General features: G+C 72.6%; 28 protein-coding genes and 1 tRNA gene. 21 read left to right on the top strand and 8 right to left on the bottom strand.

What is annotated here, in order from left to right:
- The first annotated feature begins 156 nt into the window (after positions 1–156).
- The 3 genes from HUN58_RS17340 to HUN58_RS17330 all read left to right on the top strand — a co-directional run bounded on the left by HUN58_RS17340 (position 157) and on the right by HUN58_RS17330 (position 880).
- Positions 157–230 (top strand) — tRNA-Pro (locus tag HUN58_RS17340).
- Positions 231–346: 116 nt separating this feature from the next.
- The gene (locus HUN58_RS17335) at positions 347–646 is read left to right on the top strand and encodes a hypothetical protein (RefSeq protein WP_208745627.1); all 300 of its coding nucleotides are present in this window, start codon (positions 347–349) and stop codon (positions 644–646) included.
- Between the two features lie 9 nt (positions 647–655).
- The gene (locus HUN58_RS17330) at positions 656–880 is read left to right on the top strand and encodes a cold-shock protein (RefSeq protein ID WP_144801984.1); all 225 of its coding nucleotides are present in this window, start codon (positions 656–658) and stop codon (positions 878–880) included.
- Between the two features lie 128 nt (positions 881–1,008).
- Here the strand turns inward: HUN58_RS17330 and HUN58_RS17325 are convergent, their stop codons facing one another.
- Positions 1,009–1,452 carry a hypothetical protein gene (locus HUN58_RS17325; RefSeq protein WP_208745626.1) on the bottom strand — a complete coding sequence of 148 codons (444 nt, stop codon included), beginning with the start codon at positions 1,450–1,452 and terminating at the stop codon, positions 1,009–1,011.
- 70 nt (positions 1,453–1,522) lie between these two features.
- On the opposite strand from HUN58_RS17325, the gene HUN58_RS17320 reads away from it, so the two are divergent.
- The 7 genes from HUN58_RS17320 (at position 1,523) to HUN58_RS17290 (ending at position 6,687) form a co-directional block, all read left to right on the top strand.
- Positions 1,523–1,885 (top strand): metalloregulator ArsR/SmtB family transcription factor, encoded by a 363-nt coding sequence (locus HUN58_RS17320; RefSeq protein WP_254631534.1) that lies wholly within the window; start codon positions 1,523–1,525, stop codon positions 1,883–1,885.
- On the top strand, positions 1,882–2,913 hold the full coding sequence (locus HUN58_RS17315; RefSeq protein WP_208745625.1) for a cation diffusion facilitator family transporter: 1,032 nt from the start codon (positions 1,882–1,884) through the stop codon (positions 2,911–2,913). Before HUN58_RS17320 ends, HUN58_RS17315 begins: the two co-directional genes overlap by 4 nt.
- Before the next feature lie 84 nt (positions 2,914–2,997).
- On the top strand, positions 2,998–3,453 hold the full coding sequence (locus tag HUN58_RS17310; RefSeq protein WP_208745624.1) for a hypothetical protein: 456 nt from the start codon (positions 2,998–3,000) through the stop codon (positions 3,451–3,453).
- A gap of 105 nt (positions 3,454–3,558) precedes the next feature.
- Positions 3,559–4,158: a DUF305 domain-containing protein gene (locus tag HUN58_RS17305; protein ID WP_141860893.1), complete on the top strand. Its 600-nt coding sequence runs from the start codon at positions 3,559–3,561 to the stop codon at positions 4,156–4,158.
- 256 nt (positions 4,159–4,414) lie between these two features.
- Positions 4,415–6,049, top strand: coding sequence for an FAD-dependent oxidoreductase (locus HUN58_RS17300; protein WP_208745623.1), 1,635 nt, complete (start codon positions 4,415–4,417; stop codon positions 6,047–6,049).
- A 42-nt stretch (positions 6,050–6,091) separates the two neighbouring features.
- The gene (locus HUN58_RS17295) at positions 6,092–6,391 is read left to right on the top strand and encodes a rhodanese-like domain-containing protein (RefSeq protein WP_141860897.1); all 300 of its coding nucleotides are present in this window, start codon (positions 6,092–6,094) and stop codon (positions 6,389–6,391) included.
- Positions 6,388–6,687: a metal-sensitive transcriptional regulator gene (locus HUN58_RS17290; protein WP_058741446.1), complete on the top strand. Its 300-nt coding sequence runs from the start codon at positions 6,388–6,390 to the stop codon at positions 6,685–6,687. The genes HUN58_RS17295 and HUN58_RS17290 overlap by 4 nt, the downstream gene beginning before the upstream one ends.
- A 149-nt stretch (positions 6,688–6,836) precedes the next feature.
- On the opposite strand, the gene HUN58_RS17285 is transcribed toward HUN58_RS17290, so the two are convergent.
- A complete protein-coding gene (locus HUN58_RS17285) occupies positions 6,837–7,226 on the bottom strand; it encodes a MerR family transcriptional regulator (protein ID WP_058741445.1) in 390 nt (129 codons plus the stop codon).
- Positions 7,227–7,462: 236 nt separating this feature from the next.
- Here HUN58_RS17285 and HUN58_RS17280 point away from each other — a divergent pair, with 236 nt between their 5' ends.
- The 4 genes from HUN58_RS17280 to HUN58_RS17265 all read left to right on the top strand — a co-directional run bounded on the left by HUN58_RS17280 (position 7,463) and on the right by HUN58_RS17265 (position 10,069).
- The gene (locus HUN58_RS17280; RefSeq protein WP_208745622.1) at positions 7,463–8,983 is read left to right on the top strand and encodes a SulP family inorganic anion transporter; all 1,521 of its coding nucleotides are present in this window, start codon (positions 7,463–7,465) and stop codon (positions 8,981–8,983) included.
- A gap of 150 nt (positions 8,984–9,133) precedes the next feature.
- Positions 9,134–9,412: a LacI family DNA-binding transcriptional regulator gene (locus HUN58_RS21090; protein ID WP_114851506.1), complete on the top strand. Its 279-nt coding sequence runs from the start codon at positions 9,134–9,136 to the stop codon at positions 9,410–9,412.
- 117 nt (positions 9,413–9,529) lie between these two features.
- On the top strand, positions 9,530–9,685 hold the full coding sequence (locus tag HUN58_RS17270; RefSeq protein ID WP_058741442.1) for a hypothetical protein: 156 nt from the start codon (positions 9,530–9,532) through the stop codon (positions 9,683–9,685).
- A gap of 81 nt (positions 9,686–9,766) precedes the next feature.
- Positions 9,767–10,069, top strand: a complete 303-nt coding sequence (locus HUN58_RS17265) for a helix-turn-helix transcriptional regulator (protein WP_229666829.1) — start codon at positions 9,767–9,769, stop codon at positions 10,067–10,069.
- A gap of 98 nt (positions 10,070–10,167) precedes the next feature.
- On the opposite strand, the gene HUN58_RS17260 is transcribed toward HUN58_RS17265, so the two are convergent.
- From HUN58_RS17260 to HUN58_RS17235, 6 genes are all read right to left on the bottom strand, one after another.
- Positions 10,168–12,246, bottom strand: a complete 2,079-nt coding sequence (locus HUN58_RS17260; RefSeq protein WP_208745621.1) for a hypothetical protein — start codon at positions 12,244–12,246, stop codon at positions 10,168–10,170.
- Between the two features lie 5 nt (positions 12,247–12,251).
- On the bottom strand, positions 12,252–14,036 hold the full coding sequence (locus HUN58_RS17255; RefSeq protein ID WP_208745620.1) for a S8 family serine peptidase: 1,785 nt from the start codon (positions 14,034–14,036) through the stop codon (positions 12,252–12,254).
- Between the two features lie 142 nt (positions 14,037–14,178).
- Entirely contained in the window at positions 14,179–14,604 is a 426-nt protein-coding gene (locus HUN58_RS17250; RefSeq protein ID WP_229666828.1) for a hypothetical protein, read from the bottom strand.
- Positions 14,605–14,816: 212 nt separating this feature from the next.
- The gene (locus HUN58_RS17245; RefSeq protein ID WP_208745619.1) at positions 14,817–15,788 is read right to left on the bottom strand and encodes an alpha/beta hydrolase; all 972 of its coding nucleotides are present in this window, start codon (positions 15,786–15,788) and stop codon (positions 14,817–14,819) included.
- Positions 15,781–17,379, bottom strand: a complete 1,599-nt coding sequence (locus HUN58_RS17240) for an MFS transporter (RefSeq protein WP_302694652.1) — start codon at positions 17,377–17,379, stop codon at positions 15,781–15,783. The genes HUN58_RS17245 and HUN58_RS17240 overlap by 8 nt, the downstream gene beginning before the upstream one ends.
- 199 nt (positions 17,380–17,578) lie before the next feature.
- Positions 17,579–18,631, bottom strand: a complete 1,053-nt coding sequence (locus HUN58_RS17235) for a LacI family DNA-binding transcriptional regulator (protein ID WP_175325066.1) — start codon at positions 18,629–18,631, stop codon at positions 17,579–17,581.
- Between the two features lie 176 nt (positions 18,632–18,807).
- Between HUN58_RS17235 and HUN58_RS17230 the strand changes: the two genes are divergently transcribed.
- From HUN58_RS17230 to HUN58_RS17200, 7 genes are all read left to right on the top strand, one after another.
- Positions 18,808–19,710 carry a polysaccharide deacetylase gene (locus HUN58_RS17230; RefSeq protein WP_114851511.1) on the top strand — a complete coding sequence of 301 codons (903 nt, stop codon included), beginning with the start codon at positions 18,808–18,810 and terminating at the stop codon, positions 19,708–19,710.
- A 26-nt stretch (positions 19,711–19,736) separates the two neighbouring features.
- Entirely contained in the window at positions 19,737–20,087 is a 351-nt protein-coding gene (locus tag HUN58_RS17225; protein ID WP_208745618.1) for a hypothetical protein, read from the top strand.
- Positions 20,088–20,092: 5 nt separating this feature from the next.
- Positions 20,093–21,124, top strand: coding sequence for an asparaginase (locus tag HUN58_RS17220; protein ID WP_208745617.1), 1,032 nt, complete (start codon positions 20,093–20,095; stop codon positions 21,122–21,124).
- 148 nt (positions 21,125–21,272) lie between these two features.
- On the top strand, positions 21,273–22,622 hold the full coding sequence (locus tag HUN58_RS17215) for an MFS transporter (RefSeq protein ID WP_208745616.1): 1,350 nt from the start codon (positions 21,273–21,275) through the stop codon (positions 22,620–22,622).
- Positions 22,619–23,431, top strand: coding sequence for an SDR family NAD(P)-dependent oxidoreductase (locus tag HUN58_RS17210; RefSeq protein ID WP_208745615.1), 813 nt, complete (start codon positions 22,619–22,621; stop codon positions 23,429–23,431). Before HUN58_RS17215 ends, HUN58_RS17210 begins: the two co-directional genes overlap by 4 nt.
- Entirely contained in the window at positions 23,431–24,174 is a 744-nt protein-coding gene (locus HUN58_RS17205; protein WP_208745614.1) for an SDR family NAD(P)-dependent oxidoreductase, read from the top strand. Before HUN58_RS17210 ends, HUN58_RS17205 begins: the two co-directional genes overlap by 1 nt.
- 80 nt (positions 24,175–24,254) lie before the next feature.
- A partial coding sequence (locus HUN58_RS17200; RefSeq protein WP_368075752.1) for an AmiS/UreI family transporter occupies positions 24,255–24,732 on the top strand: 478 nt, incomplete at its 3' end.

The following is a 24,732-nucleotide window of genomic DNA, read 5'->3' as shown; positions in this document are numbered from 1 at the left end:
TGGGTGGTGGGTCGTGGCGGGACGCGTGGTGGGCCTCGGTGCGACGCGCCGTGGCGCGGAGGGGGTCCGGCGTCCGCTATGCTTGACGGGCTGCTCGCGCTCCGGTCGGACGCGGCGGTGGGTCCCACTCGTGGGGTCCGGGTCCGTCAGGACTCACGGGCTGTGGCGCAGCTTGGTAGCGCACTTGACTGGGGGTCAAGGGGTCGCAGGTTCAAATCCTGTCAGCCCGACCGAGAAGCCCCGACGGAACGCAGGTTCCGTCGGGGCTTTCGTCGTGTGCGCTGCGGCCGCGGCCCCCGAGTCCTTCGTTGTTCGCAGGAAGATGTGGTTCGGTTCCGTCTCCTCCGTGGAGCCGACCACGCGACCGCGGTGGCTCGCTCGTTCGGCTGCGCCGTCAGCGCTTCGTGAGGTTCGCGACCAGGCGGTCGATCGAGTCCCGCCACTCGGTCGTCCCGGTCTCGGCCCACAGCTCGGCGAGTTCGCCGTCGCGACCGAACTGGTCTTCGTCTCCGACGTCGTCGGCTCCGGGACCGACTGGGAGACGACCACGGGGATCCGCGACGCCGACGCGTTGCGTCTCCTCCGCAGCCTGCAGCGCAAGATCGTCAGTGTACCGCGCGTGTTGCCCGGTGAGCAGACGCAGTAACGTGCAGCCGTGCGGATCGTCGACGGTGTGTGTGTCTGGTGGAGCGACGACGACGGCTGGGGTGCCCTCCGCTCGGGTGAGCTGGACTCGGACGTCTTCGCGCACTTCTCCGTGCTGAGCGGCGACGGCTTCCTCGCGCTCCGACCGGGCCAGCCCGTCAGGTTCGAGGTCGAGTCCTACCCGCCAGGCCAGGACGGGTACTTCTTCCGTGCCCTGCGCGTCACGGCGGTCTGACCGCCGGGCGAGCGGCAGGCCCGGTGGCGTTCCGAGCGGCCGACCACAGGGCGGACGGGAGGCGCGGTGCCAGCTGGCACCGCGCCTCCCGTCCGCCTGTCCCGCCGCTGGCCGAGGCCGATGCGGTGTCACCCCGCCGTGAGCGCCCCGCCGTCGAACACGCAGATCACCACGCCGAAGATGGTCGCGAGGAGCGCCGGGAGCAGGCCGAGCGCGCCGATGCACAGGGCGACCCATCCGACGCGGTGCCCCGCGACCCAGCCCCGGACGACGCCTCGGTACCCGAGACCGATGACGACGAGCGAGCTCGGCAGCGCCGTGATGCCGATGAGCCCGGCGAGGAACTCTGCTCGCGCGACCGGTACGGGAGGGTCGTCCAGCGGATGCGGCGGTACTGCGGTGCTCGCGAGGTCCGCCGCAGACACACTGTTCGCGACCGACAGCGCGAGTGCCATCGCTGCTGACCAGACCAGCACGAGGGCCAGCGCCAACCAGCCGGCGGACGTCCGTCCCGCCCCGGCCGGACCGCGCGCCTGCATCGGGTCGCGCTGGTGCCACAGGTGATCGGTCACGCCGCGAGGATACGGGCTCGCCTCCGGGGCCTCCGGCTCCAGAGCGGTCACCATCGTGTACTATCTGCGTGTGCACGTAGACAAGCAACCCTGCGGATTGAGCCCGGAGTCCGAGTACGTCGAGCTCGCCGTCGAGGTGTTCGCGATGCTCGCCGACGCCACCCGCGTGAAGATCATCCTCGCGCTGCGCGGCGCCGGGGAGCTGTCCGTCACCCGGTTGGCCGAGGTCGTCGACAAGAGCGCAGCCGGGGTGTCGCAGCACCTGGCCAAGCTCCGTCTCGCGCGCATGGTGTCCACCCGTCGTGACGGGACCACCGTCTACTACCGGTTGACCGACGAACACGCATCGGAGCTGGTGGTCGACGCCGTGAAGCAGGCGGAGCACGTCGTCGGGTCTGCGCACCACCACCGTGGAGAGCGGGGGAGCGCATGAGCCGGCACGACCACACGGTGGCCCACGCCGGACACCAGCACGACCACGACCACGACCACGGTACGGACGGCCACTCGCATCCGCACGGCGGGGTGAAGGGGTTCCTCCACGACCTGTTCGTGCCGCACACGCACGACTCCGCGGACTCGATCGACGACGCGATGGAGGCCAGCACCGCCGGCGTCCGTGCCCTGAAGACCAGCCTGTTCGTCCTCCTCGCCACCACGGTGCTGCAGGCGGTGATCGTCGCGTTCACCGGATCGATCGCGCTGCTCGCGGACACGATCCACAACTTCGCCGACGCCCTGACCGCGGTGCCGCTGTGGATCGCGTTCGTCGTCGGCCGGCGGGCCGCGAACCGCCGCTACACCTACGGCTACGGTCGCGCGGAAGACCTCGCGGGCATGTTCATCGTGTTCGTCGTCGCGCTCTCCGCCGTCGTCGCCGGGTGGCAGGCCATCGACCGGTTCATCACCCCGCGACCGATCGAGAACCCGTGGCTGCTCGTCGCCGCCGGTCTCATCGGCTTCGCCGGCAACGAAGCGGTCGCGATCTACCGCATCCGCGTCGGCCGGAAGATCGGCTCAGCCGCTCTGGTCGCCGACGGGGTGCACGCTCGTCTCGACGGGTTCACGTCACTGTCGGTCGTCCTCGGCGCGATCGGTGTGCTCCTCGGGTTCCCGATCGCTGACCCGATCATCGGCCTGCTCATCGCCGTCTCGATCATGGTGCTCCTCTGGGGGACCGTGAAGTCGATCGGTGCCCGGCTCATGGATGCCATCGATCCCGCGCTCCTCGGCAGGGCAGAGCACGCGCTGGAGCACACTCCCGGTGTCGAAGCCGTCCGGGACATCAGGCTGCGCTGGGTCGGGCACCGGCTCACCGGGTCCGCCACCGTCGAGGTCACGGCGTCCTCCCTGCACGACGCCGAGCACATCGCGGAGCACGCTGCCGAACACGTGCATGAGGTGATGGGCAACGTCGACGAGTTCACCGTCACGCCCGCCGTCCACGTGCAGCACCGGTGACCATGATCTGACGGTGGGTTGCCGCAGCCCGCGGTCGTGCCGCACCATGGGAGCGCGCGCCCGATCCGTCCGCTCGGAAGACTGATGCTCACCACCACCGCCTCCCCGCGTCGCCGGCTGCTGCTGCAGACCACGGCGATGCTCGCACTCCTGCTGCTGGTCGGGTTCACGGTCCTGATGCACTCGATGGCCGGGCACACCGCCGCCCACGAGCACTCGACGGCTGCTCCGATGGCCACCGCCGAGCACGGCCACGTCGCGACCGCCGAGCACGGCGAGCACGCGGCGCCCCAGACCGCGATGATGACCGTCCTCGCCGACGCCGGCTGCGACGGTGGCCTGTGCGCACTGATGTGCTCCCTGATGGGGATGGCCTGCGCGCTGACGATCACGCTGTTCACGTGGGTGCTGCTGCGCGCACGGACCGGCGGCGTCCTCGCACTGCTGTCGCGGCTGCTCGCGCTGGCCGGCCGGCAGCCACGCCGCATGGCGGCACCGAGACCACCGTCACCCACGGCGTTGCAGGTCATCCGGATCTGATCCGCCCTGCGGGACCCCACCCGCGGAGGGTGGCTCCCGCGTGCCCGGATCCGGGAGGCGTCCGCCTGCCCGGAACACCTGACGCATCCACGGGAACGGAAGACCATGCACACCACCACGACCACACGCACCTTCGCGATCGCCGCCGCGCTGACCCTGGGCCTCACCCTCGCCGGGTGCTCCACCAGCAACACCCGCTCCGAGGCCGGTTCGTCCTCGTCGTCGACGCCGGCCGCGTCGGCGCACGACGACCATGACGTGACGTTCGCGCAGATGATGCTGCCGCACCACGAGCAGGCCGTCGAGATGAGCGACATGCTCCTCGCGAAGGGTGACGGCGTCGATCCGGACGTCGCTGCCCTCGCGGAGCAGATCAAGACCGAACAGTCGCCGGAGATCGAGCAGCTCACCAGCTGGCTCCGGGCATGGGGTGCGCCCACCGCGTCGAAGCACTCCGGGACGGGGTACGCCATGTCCGGGACGATGTCCGATTCCGACATGACCGACCTCGACCAGGCGTCTGCGCAGGACGCCGGGAAGCTGTTCCTCGAGCAGATGATCCAGCACCACGAGGGCGCCGTCGAGATGGCGAAGGCCGAGGTCGACGAGGGCCGGAACGCCGAGGCGGTCGCGATGGCGAGGTCGATCGTGTCGAGTCAGACCGAGCAGATCACCCGGATGCAGGACATGCTCGCGGCGATGTGATCCACGCCGTCCCGTCATCGCCCGAAGAGCCGAGCGAAGATCCCGCCGCCGGACTGCTGCCGTTCGTGGCCCGCGCAACGGTCCTGTCGTGGCACCCCGCGCATCACCTGGTCGACGTGCTGCCCGCACCCCGCCCACGTCGTCTTCCCGCACGTCCTGCAGGTCACCTGTCGGCACATCGTCACTCCATCCGTCTCGACGTGGTCGCGAGCGCGACCACTTGCAGGAATATACCCCCGGGGGTATCTTTCTCGACATGAGGACGATCATCATCGGTGGTGTGGCGGCGGGCATGAGCACCGCGACGAGGCTCCGACGCCTCGACGAGGCCCGGCAGATCACGGTGTTCGAGCGGGGCACGCACGTGTCGTTCGCCAACTGCGGCCTGCCGTACCACGTGGGTGGGGTGATCCCGGAGCGGTCGTCGCTGCTGCTCCAGTCGCCGGAGTCGCTGGCCAGCAGGTTCGCCCTCGACGTCTGCGTGCGCCACGAGGTGGTCTCGATCGACCCGACGGCACGGACCGTCACGGTCCGTGACCTCACGACGGGCGCCGAGCGGATCGAGGCGTACGACGAGCTGGTGCTCGCGACCGGCGCCACGGCCTCGCCGGGTCCGTCTGCGGAGCACGTCCCCACGCACACGCTCCGGAGCGTCGAGGACGTCGACCGTATCCTCGCGGTCCTCGAGCAGGCGGGGCCCGAACCCCGAGTGGTCGTCGTCGGCGCCGGGTTCGTCGGGCTCGAGGCCGTCGAGAACCTCCGTGCGCGCGGTGCGCAGGTGACCCTGGTCTCCCGCGGCCGACAGGTGCTGTCGCCGCTCGACCCCGAGATGGCCGCGCCGGTCCTGCGCACCCTCCGGCGTGCCGGCGTCGACGTCAGGTTCGGGGCGACGGTCACCGGGGCAGAGCCGGGGCGCGTCCACCTCAGCGACGGCAGGAGCATCGACACGGTGCTCGTCGTCGAGGCCAGTGGTGTCCGGCCGGACCGCTCGCTCGCCGACGCCGCGGGCATCGCCGTCGGTCCGACCGGCGGGATCGCGGTCGACGGACGCCACCGTACCTCGCAGCCGCACGTCTGGGCGGTCGGCGACGGCGTCGAGAAACTGGATCAGCTCGACGGTGCTCCCACCCTGGTGACGATGGCCGGACTCGCGAACCGGCACGGCCGCGCCGCCGCGGACGACATCGCCGGTACCGAACCCGAGGACGCCGTCCCCGCCCTCGGCACCGCGATCCTGGGCCTGCTCGGGACGACGCTCGCGCTCGTGGGCTGGAGTGAACGCCGACTCGTCGCGGCGGGACGGCCCCACCGCGTCGTGCACACACACCCGGCACCGCACGCCGCCTACTACCCGGGCGCGGAGTCCATGGCGATGAAGCTCCTCGTCGACCCGGCGACCGATCGGATCCTCGGTGCGCAGATCGTCGGTGGCGAAGGGGTCGACAAGCGGATCGACGTGATCGCCGTGGCGATGGCCGCAGGACTGACCGCGACGGCGCTGTCCCAGCTCGAGCTGGCGTACGCACCCCAGTACGGATCCGCGAAGGACCCGGTCAACATGCTCGGCTACGTCGCGGAGAACACCGCCACCGGTGCCACCCGCACCGTGCAGTGGCACGAACTCGCCGCCGCGCGGGACGACGGTGTGGTGCTGGTCGACGTCCGCAGCCCCGCCGAGCACGCCGCCGGCGCGATCCCAGGCTCGGTGAACCTCCCGCTCGACGAGCTCCGCCTCCGTCTCGGAGAACTCCCCGACGGGCCCGTCGTCGTGCACTGCCAGGTCGGCCAGCGCGGCCACACCGCCGCCCGACTCCTCACGCAGCTCGGGTACGACGTCCGCAACCTCGACGGTGGCTACGCGACCTGGACCGCGGGAACCGCCGCCGCCTGACCCGACGTGCTCCCGACCGCCACGCACCAGACTGGAGAGACCATGCAGCAGATCACCGTCGACCAACTCGCCGCGACACCCGGCGCGCACGTCATCGATGTCCGGGAACCGGACGAGTACCGCGCCGGCCACGTGCCCGGCGCCGCGAACATCCCCCTCGCGCAGCTCGGCGACCGCCTCGGTGAGATCCCGACCGGTGCGCCGGTCCACGTCGTCTGCCAGTCCGGTGGCCGCAGTGCCCGGGCCACCGAGGTGCTGACCGCAGCCGGGTTCGCCGCGGTCGACGTCGCCGGCGGCACCGCTTCCTGGCGGGCAGCAGGACACCCGGTGGACGTGGCATGAGCGGCGCGGACCGTTCCCTGCACGACGGGGCCGCCGTCCGGAAGGTCGCGAACCGGCTCAAGCGCGCCCAGGGCCAGCTCGCGGCGGTCATCGCCGCGGTGGAGGGCGGCGGCGACTGCCGCGACGTCGTGACCCAGCTCGCCGCGGTCAGCAGCGCCATCGACCGCGCCGGCTTCGCGATCATCTCCACCGCCATGCGTGAGTGCATCACGGATGCGCCGGAGGCAGGCGGGCAGGAAACCCCCGAGCGGCTGACCGTCGACGAACTCGAGAAGCTCTTCCTCACCCTCGCCTGACGGGCGTCCGCCCCGACGTGGCCACGGACGGACGGGAGGCACGGTGTCAGCCGGCACCGTGCCTCTCGTCCGGTGGTGGTGGGATCACCACCAACGCGAGCCAGCAGGCGGCCGCTCGACGGCGCGGCGCGCGGCGCCGCTCGGGACCGCTACCGACTGCGGAGGATGCCGAGGAACTCGTCGGCCATGGCCAGGTGCTGTTCCAGCCGAGCGCGCCGCTCCTCGGTGTCGCGGACGTACTCGTCGAGCTGTGTCCGGAGACGAGCCCGCTCGGTGGCGTCCGCGGTGACCGCGAGCGCGTCGACGACCGCGAGGAGATCGGCCATCTGGTCGAGCGTGAATCCGAGGGGCTTCATGCGTCGGATGATGAGCAGGCGCGCGAGGTCGGTCTCCGTGTAGAGGCGGAAGCCTCCCTCGGTGCGGCCGGACGGGCGCAGGAGCCCGACCTCGTCGTAGTGGCGGATCGTGCGGTTCGACAGGCCGGTGCGGTCGGCGAGCTCGCCGATGTGCATCGTCGTCGGTGCCGCGTCATCCGTCATCGTGCGTGCCTTCCCCTGGCCGTGGTGCGTCCTGGAGAGCGTAGTGCCCGGCGGCGCGCAGCACCCCCTTGCGCAGCAACCCTTCCGTCGCGGTAAGGTTGGGACGTTCCAACCTTTCCGCAACGGAAGAGTCGGGACCGGTCGGACGCTCCGACGCCGCCGGCCCTGCGCGATGACGCGCCCCACGAACAGCTCTCGCGGGCGCAGCGCCCGCACCCCTCATCCGAAGGAGAACCGTGACGACCGTCACGCAGTCCGTGCCCGTCCAGGCACATCCGAGTCCCACCGTCCTGTCCGCACTGCGGAACCCGAAGATCCTGCTCCGCGAGGTCCTCGCCGGCCTCGTCGTCGCCCTCGCCCTGATCCCTGAGGCGATCTCGTTCTCGATCATCGCCGGCGTCGACCCCCGCGTCGGGCTGTTCTCGGCGTTCGTGATGGCTGTCGTCATCTCGTTCGTCGGCGGCCGCGCAGCAATGATCACCGGTGCCACCGGAGCCATCGCCCTCGTCGTCGCCCCCGTGATGAAGGAGCACGGCCTCGACCACCTGATAGCGACCGTCCTCCTCGGCGGGATCTTCCAGCTCGTCCTCGGCGGGCTCGGTGCGGCGAAGCTGATGCGGTTCGTGCCCCGGTCCGTGATGGTCGGGTTCGTCAACGCGCTCGCGATCCTGATCTTCACCGCGCAGCTGCCGAACATCATCGGCGTCTCCTGGCTGGTCTGGCCGATCGCCGCCGCCGGCATCGCGATCATCGTCCTGCTGCCGCGACTCACGAAGGCCATCCCCGCACCCCTGGTCGCGATCGTCGTCCTGACCCTGGTCACCGTGTTCGCGTCGATCGCCGTCCCGACCGTCGGCGACGAGGGCAAGCTGCCCGACAGCCTCCCGACGCTCTTCATCCCGAACGTCCCGGTGAACCTCGAGACGCTCACGATCATCGCCCCCTACGCACTCGCCATGGCCCTCGTCGGGCTGCTCGAGTCGCTGATGACCGCGAAGCTCGTCGACGAGGTCACCGACACCAGCTCCCGCAAGACCCGTGAGGCCCTCGGGCAGGGTGTCGCGAACATCGCCTCCGGCCTGTTCGGCGGGATGGGCGGCTGCGCGATGATCGGCCAGACGATGATCAACGTCAAGGCCTCCGGCGCCCGCACCCGCATCTCGACGTTCCTGTCCGGCGTGTTCCTGCTCGTCCTCGTGGTCGGGCTCGGTGACGTCGTCGCGATCATCCCGATGGCAGCCCTCGTCGCCGTCATGGTGATGGTCTCCGTCGGCACCTTCGACTGGCACAGCATCACGCCCTCCACCCTCAAGCGGATGCCCGTCGGCGAGACGATCGTGATGGTCCTCACCGTCGTGATCGTCGTCGCCACCGACAACCTCGCCATCGGCGTCATCATCGGTGTCATCGCCGCGATGATCGTCTTCGCCCGCCGCGTCTCCCACTTCACCAACGTCTCGCGGAGCATCGAGACGCTCCCGAACGGTGAACAGCACGCGCTCTACGCGGTCGAGGGTGAGCTGTTCTTCGCCTCCTCCAACGACCTCACCACCCAGTTCGACTACTCCGGCGACCCCGAGCTCGTGATCATCGACATGACGAAGTCGCACGTGTGGGACGCCTCCACCGTCGCCGCGCTCGACTCGATCGAGACGAAGTACCACCAGCACGGCAAGCGGGTCGAGATCCGCGGCATGAACGACGCCAGCCAGGCCTTCCACGGTCGCCTCGCCGGGAACCTCGGCTCGGGTCACTGAACTCACAGACCTCCGCCCGGCCCCACCTCTAGGGCACCGACTGAACGGGCGGAGCAGCGAGGCCGGTTCCTGATCCGCCGGCCTCGCGGCGGGCGCCGTCGCGTCGTCGACCGGCGGTGCTCGCACACGATCCCTCGCGAGGAGCCAGCAGTGACGAGACCACCGACCATCCACGACGTCGCCGCCGCGGCGCACGTGTCCCACCAGACCGTGTCCCGCGTCCTCAACGGCGCGACCAACGTCCGACCCACCACGAGGGCTCGCGTCCAGCAGGCGGTCCACGCGCTCGGGTACGTGCGCGACGACCATGCTGCGGCACTCGCACGCCGACGGCGGATCCACGCGGCCGACGACGCGCTCGCGTGGGTGTGCGACGGGCTCGACGCCCCGCAGCAGCACGACGACGCCTCCGCTGAGCAGCGCCGTTGATCGAGGCGCGCGGGTCCCTGTGTCACGAGCTTGTCGAGCTCTCACATGAAAGCATTGCAATCGATGCATGTGTCGAGTTCAATGGCACCATGCCGTCGTCACACACAGGAGGACCCCATGGCAGGCACCGAGACCCACGCCGAGCACACCATCGCCGAACACCAGCACGCGGCTGACTGCGGCCACGAAGCCGTCCAGCACGACGACCATGTCGACTACCTGCACGACGGTCACAAGCACGCCGAGCACGACGGACACTACGACGAGCACTGAGCCGGTTCCAGCACGGGCGCTCTCCCGGCCGGGAGGGCGCCCGTGCTGTGGCGACGCATGTCCGCGGACTACTGTTTCCGTGTGACACCCCGAGCGAACCTCGAACCTGCGGCCGAGCTCTTCAAGGTCCTGTCGTCAGCGTCGCGACTGCACCTGCTGTGCCTGCTCCGGGACCACCCGACGACGGTCGGGGGCCTCGCGGAGGCCGCTGGGCTCTCGCAGCCCCTCGTGTCCCAGCACCTCCGGACGCTCCGGGCTGCCGGGCTGGTCGCGGTGGTCCGACACGGTCGCGAGGCGGAGTACTCCCTGGCCGACGCGCACGTCGCACACATCGTGGCGGATGCCGTGACGCACACCCTCGAGGAGCACGTCCCGCTCTCGTGACCGGGGTCGGGGAGCAGCCAGCGACAGGACCCACGAGCGGTTCTCCCGGTCACCGCGCACCGGCGCGTCCGGTCCGCACGGGGGTCGGTGCGGACCGCTCATCGAGCGCGCCGCCGCCGGTGTCGCACGGTGAGAACGAGGCCACCGGCGCCGAGGAGCACTGCGGCGGCGATCGTGCCCGCACCGACGGAGGCGCCGGTGAAGGCGAGTCCGCGGGCGCGGGACCCGCTGGTCCCGGTGGGACTCGATCCGTCGCCGCTCAGCGCGCCGGGTGACCGGTCGGCTCCGCCCGCCGGACCACCGCCGCTCGACCCGCCGCTCGACCCGCCGCTCCCCGGCGTACCGCCTGGGTCGGCGCGGACGTGCTCGGTGGTCACGACCGCGGCCGTGACGTCCGCTCCGAGCCCGGCCACGTCGGTGAACCGCAGTGCGCGGACCGACAGGGACCGGGGGCCGGTCTGCTGGTCGTTCAGGACGAAGGTCCCGGTGCCGCCCGGGACCGTGATCCTCGTCCCGGCCGCCACGGCGCCGGCGGCGACACGGGTCCCGGCCACCGACCCGCCGGCGGTGGTGACGACGGTGGCGGACGGCGTGACGACGACGTGGACGTCGCGGAGGTCGACGGCTGCCCGTGTCCCGGGGTAGAGGACCAGGTGTGCCAGGCGGGCCTCGCCGCGGTCCCGCGTCGAGTGCACCTCGGCGTCGCTGGCGCTGACCTGCCCGAGGGTGCCGTCGCCGACGACCGCGGTCGTGGAGTCGGTGGCCGCTGTCCCGGCCGCGGGGCCCACGAGGGGCCGCGGAGAGACGTCGCTCGGGCCGGTCGTCCGGACACCGTACGCCGACCACGTTCCGACTCCGCCCTCACCAGGAGTGGCGGTCGGAGTCGACGTGGGGGTCGGGGTGGGCGTCGGGATGGTCCCACCGCTGTGCTGCGCCGGGATCGACACGACGCCGAGGCGGACGTCGGGGTACTCGCCGGTGAGGTCGCGGTAGTGCAGCGCGGTGAGGGTCACGCTGCCGTCGTCGTGTCGGACGCGCTCCCCGAAGTCGATGCGCACGCGCGGGGTGCCGCCCGGGGCGAGACCCGTGTAGACGTCGGTGGAGGTGTTGACCCAGATGCCGTTCGCGAACACCGCGTCGGCGGTGTCGTCGAAAGTCACGGTCATCGCGCCCGACGTGTCGACGTGTGCGTGCAGCCCGGCGATCCGCAGCGCTGTCCACCGGTACTCCGCGAGCGGGTCGGTAGGTGCTCCCGGGAGCTGCTGGAAGGACGACACCGCGACGTCCGAGCCGCCCGCGTCGTCGGACGAGACGGTGACCCCCGTCGCGACGGAGGGTGAGCCGTCCGATGCCCGTGCCGTGGCGACGGTCCGTGTTCCGGTGCCGCGGACGGCGGGCTGCCCGTCGATCAGGACCGTGCCGTCCGGCGCGGTGACCGTCACGCCGCTGACGGACCGGCCGGCCGCTGTTCCGGATCCGCCGGGCGCTCCGGACCCACCGCCCGGTGTCGGTGTCGGTGTCGGTGTCGGCCAGGCTGCGGCACCGGCGCAGGTCACCGACCCGGCCCTGATCCGCCAGATCTCCGACGCGCCGGCCTCGGCCTCGATGCGGAGCCCGACCGTGGTGCTGGACCCGTCACCGTCCGTCGTGGTGCTGCCGACGAGGACCTTCGTCGCGCCGTACACCGACGGCGGCAGATCGGTGCTCCATCCGAGGTGACCGCTGGCGGCGGCGGTGACGTCGGTCCCGCCGATCGCGAGGTGGCCGAACGTCACGGTCTGTTCGCCGTCGGGGCTGCAGGTGGCGCGCAGGTCGGTGAAGGTGACCGCGGGCCGGTCCCGGAGTGTGAAGGTCCCCGAAGCGATGGTCGCTTCCGCGCCGTCTGGCCCAGCGCTGACGTGCAGGCCGGACGTCCGGGTGGTGTTCAGCTTGAGGACGTCACCGGTGCCGGCTGCGTCCGCCGTCGCCGCGGGTCCGTCGTGCCAGGCGGCGGTCGGGGTCGGGTCGATCAAGGAGCCGCCGTCGATGTCGACCACCTCGACGCCGGCTGCCCGGGCGAGCGGCGCGCTGTCCGCGGCGATCGCGGGGACGGTCACGCCGATGCCGAGGAGCCCGGCGACGACGATGCCGACGACGACGGCGATGCGGTCGCTGCGGTTCGCGCGACGATGCGTCATCCGGCTCACCGTCCGGCCTCCGTCGCACCGAACCGCTCGATGAATGCGCGTCCGTCCGGGACGCCGAGGCCGGTGACGTCGTCCCAGCCAGGACCCGACTGCAGACTCTGCGGTCGTGTGTCCCACATCGCGATCGTCTCCGGCCAGAGTGCGCCGGCGTCGGGGCCGCGCGGCGACCACGTCGCGGCGGAGGTCGGGCGGACGTCGCGGAGTGCCGCGGTGCCGCGGAGCGCGAAGAGCGCGGGGCTCGCGAGGCCGATGCGACGTCCGGTGACGGCCTTCGACATGGCGACCATCGACGCGACCATCGGCGTCGCGAGGCTCGTGCCCCCGTGCGCCGCGTACTCCGTCCGCCCGTGGTGCGGTCCGTAGGTCACGAACCCGGTGTCGGGATCGGCGATCGAGGCGACGTCCGGGACGAGGCGCCCGGTGCCGCCGCGACGGATGTCGTCCCGCTGCCAGGTGGGTCGGGCGGAGGTGCCGGACTCGCCACCGCCGGCGCCGTAGGCGAACCCGGGCGGGATCACGGCGCCGTTCCGGGCGAAGCGGGTCTGCGTCTCCCATCCGGCCTCGACCGCGACGGAGCCGTCCGCAGCGAGGCCGGTGCTCGTGCCCCCGACGGCGGTCACGTACGGGCTGGAGGCCGGCGAGGCGACGGAGGCCCCTGCACCGTGGTCACCCGCGTCGCTGTAGTCGCCGTCGTTGCCGGAGGACGCGAACACCGAGATGCCCAGGCTCGCGGCCTCCACCAGCACCCTGTTCAGGAGGGCGCGGTCGTCCGCGGTGTCCAGCTGTTCGGTCGACCCGAAGGACAGGCTGATGACGTCGGCGTGCCCGTCCTCGACGACGTCGAGGATGCGCGAGTACATGGCGGTCGTCCCGCAGTCGGCCGCGCCCCAGTAGTCGACGGTGGCGTCCGGCGCCATGGCGTGCACCGCCTGGACGTCCAGGTGCTGCTCCTCGGTCCAGGCCTCCGGGCCGCCGCAGCGGTCCACGTCGGGGGCGTCCGGGGCGTGGTTCCGGTACTGCCCCGCGGTGAAGGGCTGCGTTCCGGTCGCCCGGGCGTAGGTGTCGGTGTCCTGCTCCACGTCGGGGTCGTCGAACGCCGCCACGATCGCGATGCGCGCACCGCGACCGGTGACGTCCGCGGGCAGGTGGTGGACCTCGCGCAGCTGCGCCGGCCCGTAGCCGCACAGTGCGTTCGACCGGTGATCGACGACGACCGAGGCGGGCCAGTCGGTCGTGACCTTCTCGCCCCAGTAGGCCGCGCAGGTCCCGTCGTCCGCGAGGACGTGGCCCCGCACGGTCGGGGAGGTGCCCCTCGCGACCTCGGTCGGGCGGATGGTGTCCGCGACCACGACCCCGGCGATGCCCGTCACTGCTGCGAGCTCGCGAGGGACCGACAGCGGGCGCTCCGGTGCGGTCACGACGGTGCCCTGTGCGGTGCGGTACCGGGCGAAGGTGGTGTGGAACGCGTCGGCGACCTGGTCGACCGGACCCTCGACCGGGATCGACGCCGCGGCGGGGCGCACGGGTGCCGCGTGCAGTCCGTGGTCCTGCAGCCACCCGCGGATCGACGGGGCTCCGGCGAGCCGATCGGGAGCCAGGAGGACCGAGAACGAGACGGAGCCGGTGCGGGCCGTGCCGGTGCGTTGCACGCCCGCGGGCCAGTGGGGAACGGACCCGGCGAGCGGCCGGAGGGGAGCGTCCGGCGGGACGGGGTGGAGCGCGAGGGCTCCGGTGAGCACGGCGGTGACGGCCAGTGCTCCGAGGACGAGGGGTGGGCGCATGGGGTCCACTTCTGGGGAGACGGAGGAGAACGGGGAACGCGGCTGGCTGCCGCGTACCGAACTGTAGCGCCTGTTGAGAATCATTATCAACAAGCGCTCGGGCGGTCTGCCCGCACCCTGCCGGGGGCCCGGTGCCCGACGGCTACCGCGCGGCAGCGCCCGCCAGGCCTCGAGCGCGGTCGAAGGCCGCCGCGTGCTCCGTGCGGAGGATCGACCAGCCTCGGGTGGTGTCGATCGACCGCGGTCCGTCGACCGGTGCCGCGAACCCGTGCTGCACCCGGGGGACCGGCTCCCCGGGCAGGTGGAGCTCCTGCGTGAAGCCCCCGGTGTCCGGCGCGAACCCGAGGACGTGCGTCGCGACGTCGTCGCTCCAGTCGGTCGACGGCAACGACGTGAACTGCACCCGCCTCGGCGGGTCCAGGGGGAGCGTCGCGGACACGTAGCAGCCGTGGTGGTCCTCGCCCGGCGACAGGATCGTGTAGGTCCCGCCCTCGCGGTAGACCAGCAGGGCCTCGGCGAACGGCTTGGCGTGGAACATCGCCGTGTAGCGGAGGGCTTGTGCGTACACGGGGGCGCCGAGGCGCAGGGAGATGGTCGGTCCGGACAGGGTCCGCTCCTTTCCTGGTGCGCGTCGCGGGTCCGCGACGTCGCCTCCAGTCTGCCCCGCCAGACGATCGTCTGGTGCGGTCGTCCGCACCAGTCACGACCGTCACCACCCGTCGGACGGGAGGCACGGTGCCAGCCGGCACCGTGCCTCCCGTCCGTCGGTGGGAACCCGGGTCAGCGCGCCAGCAGGCGGGCGGTCCACCCTGCCAGCGCGGCGACCGCCGCGCGTGACAGGACGGCGTCCGGGACCATGCTCGTGGAGCCGTGGAAGGCACCCGGCCAGACGTGCAGCTCTGCGTCGACCCCGGCGGCCCAGAGGGCGCTCGCGTACGCGACGGTCTCGTCGCGGAACACCTCCGCGCTCCCGCAGTCCAGGTACGTCGGCGGCAGCCCGGACAGGTCCGTCGCACGTGCCGGCGCGGCCGACGGATCGACGGCGTCGGTCCCGCGGCGCTCGCCGAGGTACGCGTCCCACGCGACGTGCATCATCTGTCGGTCGGCGACGCCGACCCCGTCGAACTGGCGGCCGGACACCGTGTCGTCGCGGTCGTCGAGCATGGGGGAGACGAGGACCTGCGCCGCCACCGCCGGACCCTGCCGGTCGCGGGCGAGCAGGGTGACGCCCGCGGCCAGCCCGCCACCGGCGCTCTGCCCGGCGACGACGATCCGCGTCGGGTCGACGCCGAGCTCGACGGCGTGCTCCGCGAGCCAGACGAGGCCGGCGTAGGCGTCCTCGACCGGGTAGGGGTCCGGGTGCTCGGGGGCCAGCCGGTAGTCGACGCTCACCAGGACGACGTCGTGGTCGCGGAGGAGCCAGTCGTCGAACGAGTCCAGGTTCCCGAGGTGGTGGCCGAACATCATGCCGCCGCCGTGGATCGAGTAGACGGCGGGGACGGGGCCGGTCGAGTCGGTGCGCCGGATGACGGCGAGGTCGATCGGGTCGCCGAGGTGGCCCGGCACGGTGACGCTCCGCCGGTGGTAGCCGAGTTCGTGCAGGTGGGCGTCGAGCACGGCCTCTGGGACCTCGAGGGCACGCATGCGGGGGAGCGCCTCGGGCGTGAGGGGCATCGGACCCCGGGCCTGCACGGCGGTGAGGAACACGGCGAGCTCCGGGTCGAACGGCGGGCGGACGGTGGACTCAGACATCGGCGGACTCCTGGTCGGTGTGATGGGACGGGGTGACGGGCGGGTGGGCGGCCGGATCGGCTGCGGGTCGGCCCGTGGCCGGCCTGGCGGCTGGTTGGTCGTCGGCCTGCTCGGTGGCCGGCCCGGCGCCGGATGCGTGCTGGCGGGCGCGGAGCATCCCGGCCGCCACGAGTGCGGCGGCGACCACGGTGAGGGCGACGCCGGCGACGGACAGTGCACCGCCGACCGCCGCACGGTGGGCCGCGTCGAGGTGCGCGGCGGCGACGGCCCCGGGGACGAGCGCCGCCAGGACGGTCCCCGCGACGGCGACCCCCGCGGCGGTCGCGACCTCGCTCGCGGTGTCGACGAGCGCGGCACCGACCGAGGTGCGGTCCGCGGGGAGCCCGGCGAGGACCTCGGCCCCGGCGACCGCGCCGACGACCCGCATGCCCGCTGCGACGAGCACGAGCGCCACGACGACCACGGGGTAGCCGAGCGGTGTCGCGGCGAGGGAGACGGCGAGCCCGAGCACCACCGCGGCCGAGCTCGTCCAGGCTGCCGTGCGCAGGCCGACCCGACGGACGAACGGCCCGACGAACCGTCCGCTCACGAGCAGGACGACCACCTGCGGCAGGGTCCCGACCGCGGCGAGGGCGGGCGGCCACCCCCACACGACCTGCAGCTGGAGGGTCACGGTCCAGGAGAGGCCGGCGGTCGCGAGCCCAGCGGCGGCCTTGTAGAGCAGTCCGCTCGCGACGAGCGGACGCGCGACGAGCCGGAGGTCGAGCAGCGGCGCGGCGGCGGTCCGCTGCCGCGCGACGAACGCGGTCGCGGCGGCGAGCGTCGCGGCGACCATGCACCACAGGAGCGGGCTGCCGGCTGGCCCGCCGGCTGCTCCGTCGGCCTGCCCGCCGGCCGCGACCGCGACGGTCGGCGTGACGAGGACCCCGGCCACGGTGGCTGTGCCGAGGACCGCCCCGAGGACGTCGACCGGGTCCCGCCGCAGGTCCGTCACGTGGTCGGCGGTGATGCCGGCGCGGATCCCGACGAACGCGACCACGGCGACGGGCGCGTTCGCGACGAGCAGGACCTGCCACGGGGCGACGGCGAGGACGAGCCCGCCCACCGTCGGTCCGACCGCGAGCCCGACCAGGCCCGCGGTGGAGATCACGGTGAGGGCCCGGACGCGCAGGTCCTCGGCGTCGAACAGGCGGAACGCGAGGGCCATCGCACCCGGGGTGGTCATCGCCGCCGCGACGCCCGTGAGCGCGCGGACCACGACCAGCCCCTCGACCGAGGTGACGGCGAGGGTCGCGACGCTCACCCCGGCGAGCAGGACGAGTCCGACGAGCATGACCCGGCGGCGACCGAACCGGTCGGCGACGGCGCCGAACAGGAGCATCAGGCCGCCGAACGCCAGCGAGTACGCGCCCGAGACCCACTGCAGCGCGGACGTCGACGCGCCGAGGTCGCGGCCGATGGTCGGCAGGGCCACGGTGAGGACCGAGTTGTCGAGCATCTCGAACAGGAACACGGCGGACAGCCCCGCCAGGGCGATCCAGGCGTCACGCAGGCGCTGCGGTGACCCCGGACGGGTGATCGGTACGGACACGGGCGCACTCCTTCGACGAAGAAGTGGCGACTCCCACGAGTCACGTACGCGCTGCCGCCGATCGGGACCGGAGGCGTTTTCCCTCTGGCGCCGACGGTAGCGCAGACCGCGCCGTGACGCCAGCGGCAGGTGCGGGGCCGGGCGGGGACGGCGGGGCTGGACCGGGCCGGCGGGGCTGGTCGGGGCCGGGTCGGTCGGGTCAGGACCGGACGGGGCCCGTCGAGGACCGCACCACCAGCGAGACGGGCAGCACCGCACCGTCCGGCGTCCCGGACGCCCGTGCAGCGAGCAGGCGTTCGACCGCGACGGCACCCATGCGGCCCGTCGGCGAGTGCACCGTGGTGAGCGGCGTCGGCAGCTGCGCGACGATCGAGATGTCGTTGTAGCCGACGATCGACAGGTCGTCCGGGACCCGCAGACCCCGCTGCCGGGCAGCACCCATGACCCCGATCGCCGCGGTGTCGTTCACCGCGAAGATCGCGGTCGGCGGGTCCACCGACGACAGCAGGGCGTGCGCGCCGACGACGCCGCCCTCGACCTCGAAGTCGCTGTGCACCACCAGGGCGTCGTCGACCGGGATGCCGCGCTGCTCGTGTGCGAGCCGGAAGCCGGCCACCCGCTCGACCGCCGTGCTGGCGTGCCGCGGCCCCGCGACGACCCCGATGCGTCGGTGGCCGAGCGCGAGCAGGTGCTCCGCGGCGATCCGGCCACCCTCGACGTCGTCACCGACGACCGCGGGCATCCAGTCGCCGGGGTGCCGGTTCGTCGCGATGATCGGGACGGGCAGTTCGGCCAGACGCGGTGTCCGCGCGGACAGGTGCAGGGAGCTGACGATCAGCCCGTCGACCTGACGAGAGAGCAGGAAGTCCACGGCCTCGAGCTGCGCGCCCATGTCGTCCGGCGGCGTGGTGAGCAGGACCTGGTACCCGGCGGACCGCGCGGCCGACTCGATCGCCTGGCAGATGGTGGCGATCACCGTGTCCGCGAGTCGGGGCATCACGACGCCGATGGTGTCCGACCGCCGGGTCCGCAGCGACGAGGCGAGCCGGTTCGGTCGGTACCCGAGCTCGAGTGCCGCCGCGATCACCCGCTGCGCCGAGGCGCTCCACCCACGCGTCGGTTCGGTCTGGCGCAGGACCCGCGACGCCGTCGAGACGTGCACCCCTGCCCGCTCGGCGATCGCCTGCAGCGTCGCCTCGCCGCGACGACCCGGGTGGTCGCGCCCGACCGGTCCGTCCTCCGTGGTGCCCATGTCCCGATCCTAGGTGACGGATCGTCGCGCCCCGCTGTCACGCAATCGATTGCGGTCAACAGAAGTGAAACACGTTGGTTACACGCGAGCAGGCGGGACGAAACAGGCCGCTGGAACCATCGACGGTGTTGCAAACGATTGCATGTATTGCAATCACGAACGAAAGACGATGACCCATGGTGAAAGAGATCCTCGTTTCCTTCGGTGTCGACATCGACGCGGTCGCCGGGTGGCTCGGCTCGTACGGCGGCGCCGACTCGCCCTCCGACATCCAGCGCGGCATCTTCGCCGGGCGCACGGGTGTGCCCCGTCTGCAGAAGGTGTTCGACCGAGCGGACATCGCGGCGACCTGGTTCATCCCCGGCCACTCGCTCGAGACCTTCCCCGACGAGTGCCGCGCGCTGTTCGACGCCGGGCACGAGATCGGGGCCCACGGATACAGCCACGAGAACCCCGTCGCGATGACCGAGGCGCAGGAGGACGCGGTCATGGAGCGCTCGGTGGAGCTGATCACCCGGCTCACCGGGCAGCAGCCGACCGGGTACGTCGCCCCCTGGTGGGAACTGAGCAGCTACACGCCGACCCTGCTGAAGAAGTTCGGGTTCAGCTACGACCACAGCCAGCAGCACAAGGACTTCGTCCCGTACTACTCGATCGTCGGCGACTCGTGGACGCCGATCGACTACGCGCAGGACCCGGCGACCTGGATGACGCCGCTCGTGCACGGCTCCGAGATCGACCTCGTCGAGATCGCGGCGAACTGGTACGTCGACGACCTGCCGCCGATGATGTTCATCAAGTCGAGCCCGAACAGCCACGGCTTCGTCAACCCCCGCGACGTCGAGCAGATGTGGAAGGACCAGTTCGACTGGGTGTACCGCGAGCTCGACTACGCGGTGTTCCCGATCACGATCCACCCCGACGTCTCCGGTCGACCCCAGGTGCTGCTCATGATCGAGCGCCTCATCGAGTACCTCCGCGGACACGAGGGGGTGCGGTTCGTGACGATGAACGAGATCGCGGACGACTTCCGCGTCCGCTTCCCGTTCGCCGGGGCCGAGCGCCCCCGCGAGTACTGATGTGCGGCGCGTGCGGCGGCGGCGCGGTGCGTGACCGGTCGGCCGCCGACGTCGAGGACACCCCGGCGGGACGGACCCGGGCGCAGGCCGCCCTGGCCGCCCTGACCACGCGGCTCTTCGCCGCGGAACGGATCCGCGTGCGCCCGGCCCCGGGCACCGTCCGCGTCGTCGTGCAGGGGCCGACGGGCGGCCAGGTGGTGGCCCAGGGGATCGACGGGGTGCTCGACGCCGTGGAGCGGCTCCGCCCCGGGCGCGTCGACTGGACGTCGGTCGCCGCCCGGGCCCGCGCGCTCGGCGACGACGACCGCGATGTCCTCGACCGGGACCTCCGCGCCCTGACCGGTGCGCTCGACCGGCGGACGGGGGCGCTCCGGTGACCGTCGTGACGCTGCCCCGCCTGGCGTACCTCGCACTCGGCGGCACCATCGCCAGCGTCGACGAGGGGACCGCCGGCTCCGCCACGGGCCGCCCGGGCGCCGTCCCGCGGATCACCGCGGCGGACCTGGTCGGCGGTGTCCCGGCGATCGCCGACATCGCGCACGTCGAGGCCCACCAGCTCGGGCTGCTCCCGTCGCCCTCGCTCGGGTTCGACGACGTCCAGCGCACGCTCGACGCCGCTCGCGAGGCCGTCGCCACCGGGTCGTCCGGCGTGGTCGTCTCGCAGGGCACCGACACCATCGAGGAGACCGCGTACCTGCTCGACCTCGGCTGGGACCGCCCCGAGCCGCTCGTCGTCACCGGCGCGATGCGCCACGCGTCCGCGCCGGGAGCGGACGGCCCCGCGAACCTGCTGGCCGCCGTCGCCGTGGCCGCCGACCCGGCCGCCGTCGGCCGCGGCGTGCTCGTCGTGCTCAACGACGAGGTCCACACTGCGGCGTCGGTCCGCAAGACGCACACCTCCTCGACGGACGCCTTCACCTCGCCGGGCACCGGGCCGGTGGGCCTGCTCACCGAGGGGACGCCCCGCTTCCGGACCCCCGCGGGCCGGTTCCCGGCGCTCACCCGACGGGTCGCGCCCCTCCCGCCGGTCGCCCTGCACCGCGTCACCCTCGCCGACGACGGCCGCGTCCTGTCCGCGCTGGACGGGCTCGGGTACCGGGGCGCGGTCATCGAGGGCTTCGGCGGCGGCCACGTCGCCGGACACACCGTCGACGCGGTCCGCGCGCTCGCCGCCCGGATGCCCGTCGTCCTGGCCTCGCGGACCGGCGCGGGCGAGACGCTCACGTCCACCTACGGGTTCCCCGGCGGCGAGATCGACCTGTTGCGGTCGGGCCTGGTGCCGGCCGGACGCCTCGACGGCCTGAAGGCACGGCTGCTGCTCGCGACGCTCCTCGCGCAGGACGCCCCTCGGGACCGCATCCACCGGGAGTTCGCGGCGCGCGGCCGCGGCACCCCGCGGGCGCACCACACCTGACCGGCACCACACCCGACCCGCACCGCCCCTGACCCGCACCGACTCTGCTCCCACCTCACCCCGGCCCGTCCCACCGTGGCCGCTCACGACCCGCACGACCCCACCCCTCCACCCGTCAGCCCGCACCGCCGAACCGAGAGGACCACCCATGACCACCACGACCACCCGCGAGCCCGAGGGGCTCCAGCTGTCCTCCGGGACGTTCCCCGCGATCGGGGCGAAGGAGACCAAGCGCGGCGCGACCCTCGCGTTCTTCGCCTGGACCCTGGCGGTCTACGACTTCATCATGTTCGGCACGCTCCTGCCGCGCATCGCCCAGGACTTCGGCTGGAAGGAGCAGACGGCCCTCCTCGCGAACACGCTCGTGAGCGTCGGCGTGTTCGTCGTCGTGATCCTCGTCGGGCTGTTCGTCGACCGCCTCGGCCGCCGCCGCGGGATGATGGTCACCATCGGTGGCGCCGCGCTCTCCTCGCTCCTGACCGCCGCGTCGACCGGGGTCGCCTCGCTCGTCGGCTTCCGCGCCCTCAGCGGCTTCGGCATGGCGGAGCAGTCGGTCAACTCCACGTACCTCAACGAGGTCTTCGCGCTCACCGAGCTCGAGGGGGTGAAGAAGCGCCGCGGGTTCTTCTACAGCCTGGTCCAGACCGGGTGGCCGATCGGTGCGCTCCTCGCCGCCGCGTTCATCGCCGGCGTCGCCGGGGTGTTCGGGCAGGACTCGTGGCGGCTCGCCTTCCTCATCGCCACCGTTCCCGCGATCTTCGTGCTGTTCCTCCGCAAGGGCATCAAGGAGACGCCGCAGCACCGCCTGAACACGTACCTGCGCCAGCTGCGGAAGTCGGGACGGACCGAGGAGGCCGCGGAGATCGCCGCCCGCTTCGGCATCGTCGACGAGGGGCCGAACCCGCTCCGCGCGATCTTCGGTCGTCGGTACGCGCGCAACACGGTCGTGCTCTCGATCGCCTGGATCGTGAACTACTTCGGCATCACCACGACGAGCGTGCTCGGCACGACCATGCTCGAGGGGGTCAAGGGCATCGACCCGAGCATGTCCCTGCTCATCATCGTGCTGTCGAACGTCGTCGGCGCCGCGGGCTACCTGTTCCACGGCTGGCTCGGCGACGTGATCGGCCGCAAGACCACCATCGTCGCGGGCTGGGTGCTCGCGGGCGTCTGCTGGACCCTGTTCGTGACCGGTCCGAGCGACTTCGGCTACGTGCTCGTCACCTACATGGCGACGCTGTTCTTCCTGCTCGGGCCGTACGCGTCCCTGCTCTTCCTGCAGGCCGAGTGCTTCGACTCGAGCTGCCGTGCGACCGGATCGGCCTTCGTCACCGCGATGGGGCAGCCCGGGTCGATCATCGGCTCCGCGGTCCTCACCGTCCTCGTCGCCGGCAGCATCGGCCTCGGCCCGGCGGCGCTCATCGTGGGCGCCGGCGGCATGGTGCTCTCCGGCGTGATCATGCTCGCCACGAAGCGCGTGGCGGTGATCGAGCATTGAGTGATCGAGCATCGAGGACGACGACACCGACCGGCGTCTACTCCGAGTTCGCGGGGAGCGTCGCGGTCGTCACGGGCGCCGCGAGCGGGATCGGCGCCGCCCTCGCGGTGCAGCTCGCCGAGCACGGGGCGAACATCGTCATCCCGGTGTTCGCCGGTGACCCGCACGACCCCGCCGCCGTGGTGGCCGCGGTCGAGCAGGCCGGCGGCAGCGCGGTGACCGTCACCGCCGACGTCCGCAGCACCGAGGACGTCGACGCCGTCTTCCGGACCGCGATCGACCGGTGGGGCCGGGTCGACCACGTCGTCGCGGGCGCCGGGGTGCTCCGGCGGCAGCCGCTCGACACGATGACCGACGCCGCGTGGGACGACCTGCTCCAGGTCGACCTGCACGGGGCGATGCGCACGCTCCGCGCCGGAGCCCGGCACCTCGGCCCCGGCGGCTCGATGGTGGCGGTCTCGTCGATCGCCGGCGGCGTGTACGGCTGGGTCGCGCACAGCCACTACGCCGCGGCGAAGGCGGCGGTGATCGGCCTCGTCCGGAGTGCCGCGGCCGAGCTCGCCCCACGCGGCATCCGGGTGAACACGATCATCCCGGGGCTCATCGAGACGCCGCAGTCCTCGGACGCCGTCAACTCCCTCGGCCCGGACGGGCTCGCCGCGGCGGGGGAGCGGATCCCGTGGGGCCGGGTCGGTCAGGCGGACGAGGCGGCGGCTGCGATCCGCTTCCTGCTCAGCCGCGAGGCGCGCTACGTCACCGAGCAGGAACTCGTCGTCGACGGTGGGCTGACGATCCTGATGGCCGACTGATGGCGGCCACCGGGGTCCTGTCCGGCACCACCGCACTCGTCACGGGGGCGGCGAGCGGCATCGGGCTCGCCGTCGTCGACACGTTCGTCGCCGCCGGAGCGCACGTCGTCGCGGCCGACCGCGACGCGGACGCCCTCGCAGCCCTCGCCGGTCGCCCCGGCGTGCAGCCCGTCGTGCTCGACGTGACCGACGAGGACGCGGTCGAGGCCCTCGTCGACGCGGTCGACCAGGAGCGCGGCGGGATCGGCGTCCTCGTGCACGCGGCCGGCGTGCTCTCCCAGTCGCCGCTCGAGGACCTGTCCGCCGCGGAGTGGTCGAGGGTGCTGTCGATCGACCTGACCGGCGTCTTCCTGGTCATGCGGGCCGTGGGACGTCGCATGCTCCGGGACGGCCGCGGACGGATCATCACCGTCGCGTCCCAGCTCGCGATCAAGGGCGGAGCCGAGGTCGCGCACTACGCCGCGGCGAAGGCCGGCGTCATCGCGTTGACGAAGAGCGCCGCGATCGAGTGGAGCGGCCGCGGCGTCCTGGTCAACGCGATCGCCCCGGGCCCGGTCGTCTCACCGATGACGGACGGCATGACCGAGGCGTGGCGGGCCGCGAAGGCCGCAGAACTCCCGCTCGGCCGGTTCGGGGTCCCCGCCGAGGTGGCCCCGACCGCGCTCCTGCTGGCCAGCTCGCCCGGCGGGGACCTGTACACGGGGCAGACCCTCGGTCCGAACTCGGGCGACGTGATGCCGTAGGGCGCGTCACACGGCGTCACCGTCGGACACACATCGACACGTCCCTTCCGCGGGGCGACCGACGCTGCCACGGTTCCGGCATGGCGTACATCTGCTTGCTCCTCTCGGGAGCTGCCCTCCTGGTCAACGGCCTCACCCTGCTCGGACGGGTGCCCGGTCGTGACAGCGGCGTGTTCAACGTCCTCGTCGGCGGCCTTCAACTCGTCCTGTGCACGGCCGTCGCCGTCACGGCGGACGGCTCGCTGCCGGCCCTGCTCGCGATCGCGGGCACCTTCCTGTTCGGCCTGACCTACCTGTACGTCGGACTCGACGCCCTGACCGGGCTCGGGTCGGCCGGACTCGGTTGGTTCTGCGGGCTCGTGGCTGGCGTCGCCGGTCCTCGCCAGCCAGACGACCACCACCGTCCCGGCGCTGCTCGGGCTGTCCGGGAACTGGCCGACCGGGCCCGTCTGGACCGCTGCGGCAGCCCTCGTCGCCGTCGCCGTCTTCGGCGGGGCCGCCGTCCTGGCGCGCCGCCCCCACCGGTCGGGGTCCGCGTCAGACCAAGCGCAGACCGCG

The sequence above is a fragment of the Curtobacterium sp. Csp1 genome (genome assembly GCF_013347185.1).
This window is presented reverse-complemented; position numbering and strand designations above follow the sequence as displayed.

Coding starts and splice junctions, on each gene's coding strand:
- HUN58_RS17315 (WP_208745625.1), top strand. CDS start 1,882: ATGAGCCGGCACGACCACACGGTGGCCCACGCCGGACACCAGCACGAC.
- HUN58_RS17310 (WP_208745624.1), top strand. CDS start 2,998: ATGCTCACCACCACCGCCTCCCCGCGTCGCCGGCTGCTGCTGCAGACC.
- HUN58_RS17305 (WP_141860893.1), top strand. CDS start 3,559: ATGCACACCACCACGACCACACGCACCTTCGCGATCGCCGCCGCGCTG.
- HUN58_RS17300 (WP_208745623.1), top strand. CDS start 4,415: ATGAGGACGATCATCATCGGTGGTGTGGCGGCGGGCATGAGCACCGCG.
- HUN58_RS17295 (WP_141860897.1), top strand. CDS start 6,092: ATGCAGCAGATCACCGTCGACCAACTCGCCGCGACACCCGGCGCGCAC.
- HUN58_RS17290 (WP_058741446.1), top strand. CDS start 6,388: ATGAGCGGCGCGGACCGTTCCCTGCACGACGGGGCCGCCGTCCGGAAG.
- HUN58_RS17285 (WP_058741445.1), bottom strand. CDS start 7,226: ATGACGGATGACGCGGCACCGACGACGATGCACATCGGCGAGCTCGCC.
- HUN58_RS17270 (WP_058741442.1), top strand. CDS start 9,530: ATGGCAGGCACCGAGACCCACGCCGAGCACACCATCGCCGAACACCAG.
- HUN58_RS17260 (WP_208745621.1), bottom strand. CDS start 12,246: ATGACGCATCGTCGCGCGAACCGCAGCGACCGCATCGCCGTCGTCGTC.
- HUN58_RS17255 (WP_208745620.1), bottom strand. CDS start 14,036: ATGCGCCCACCCCTCGTCCTCGGAGCACTGGCCGTCACCGCCGTGCTC.
- HUN58_RS17245 (WP_208745619.1), bottom strand. CDS start 15,788: ATGTCTGAGTCCACCGTCCGCCCGCCGTTCGACCCGGAGCTCGCCGTG.
- HUN58_RS17235 (WP_175325066.1), bottom strand. CDS start 18,631: ATGGGCACCACGGAGGACGGACCGGTCGGGCGCGACCACCCGGGTCGT.
- HUN58_RS17230 (WP_114851511.1), top strand. CDS start 18,808: ATGGTGAAAGAGATCCTCGTTTCCTTCGGTGTCGACATCGACGCGGTC.
- HUN58_RS17215 (WP_208745616.1), top strand. CDS start 21,273: ATGACCACCACGACCACCCGCGAGCCCGAGGGGCTCCAGCTGTCCTCC.
- HUN58_RS17205 (WP_208745614.1), top strand. CDS start 23,431: ATGGCGGCCACCGGGGTCCTGTCCGGCACCACCGCACTCGTCACGGGG.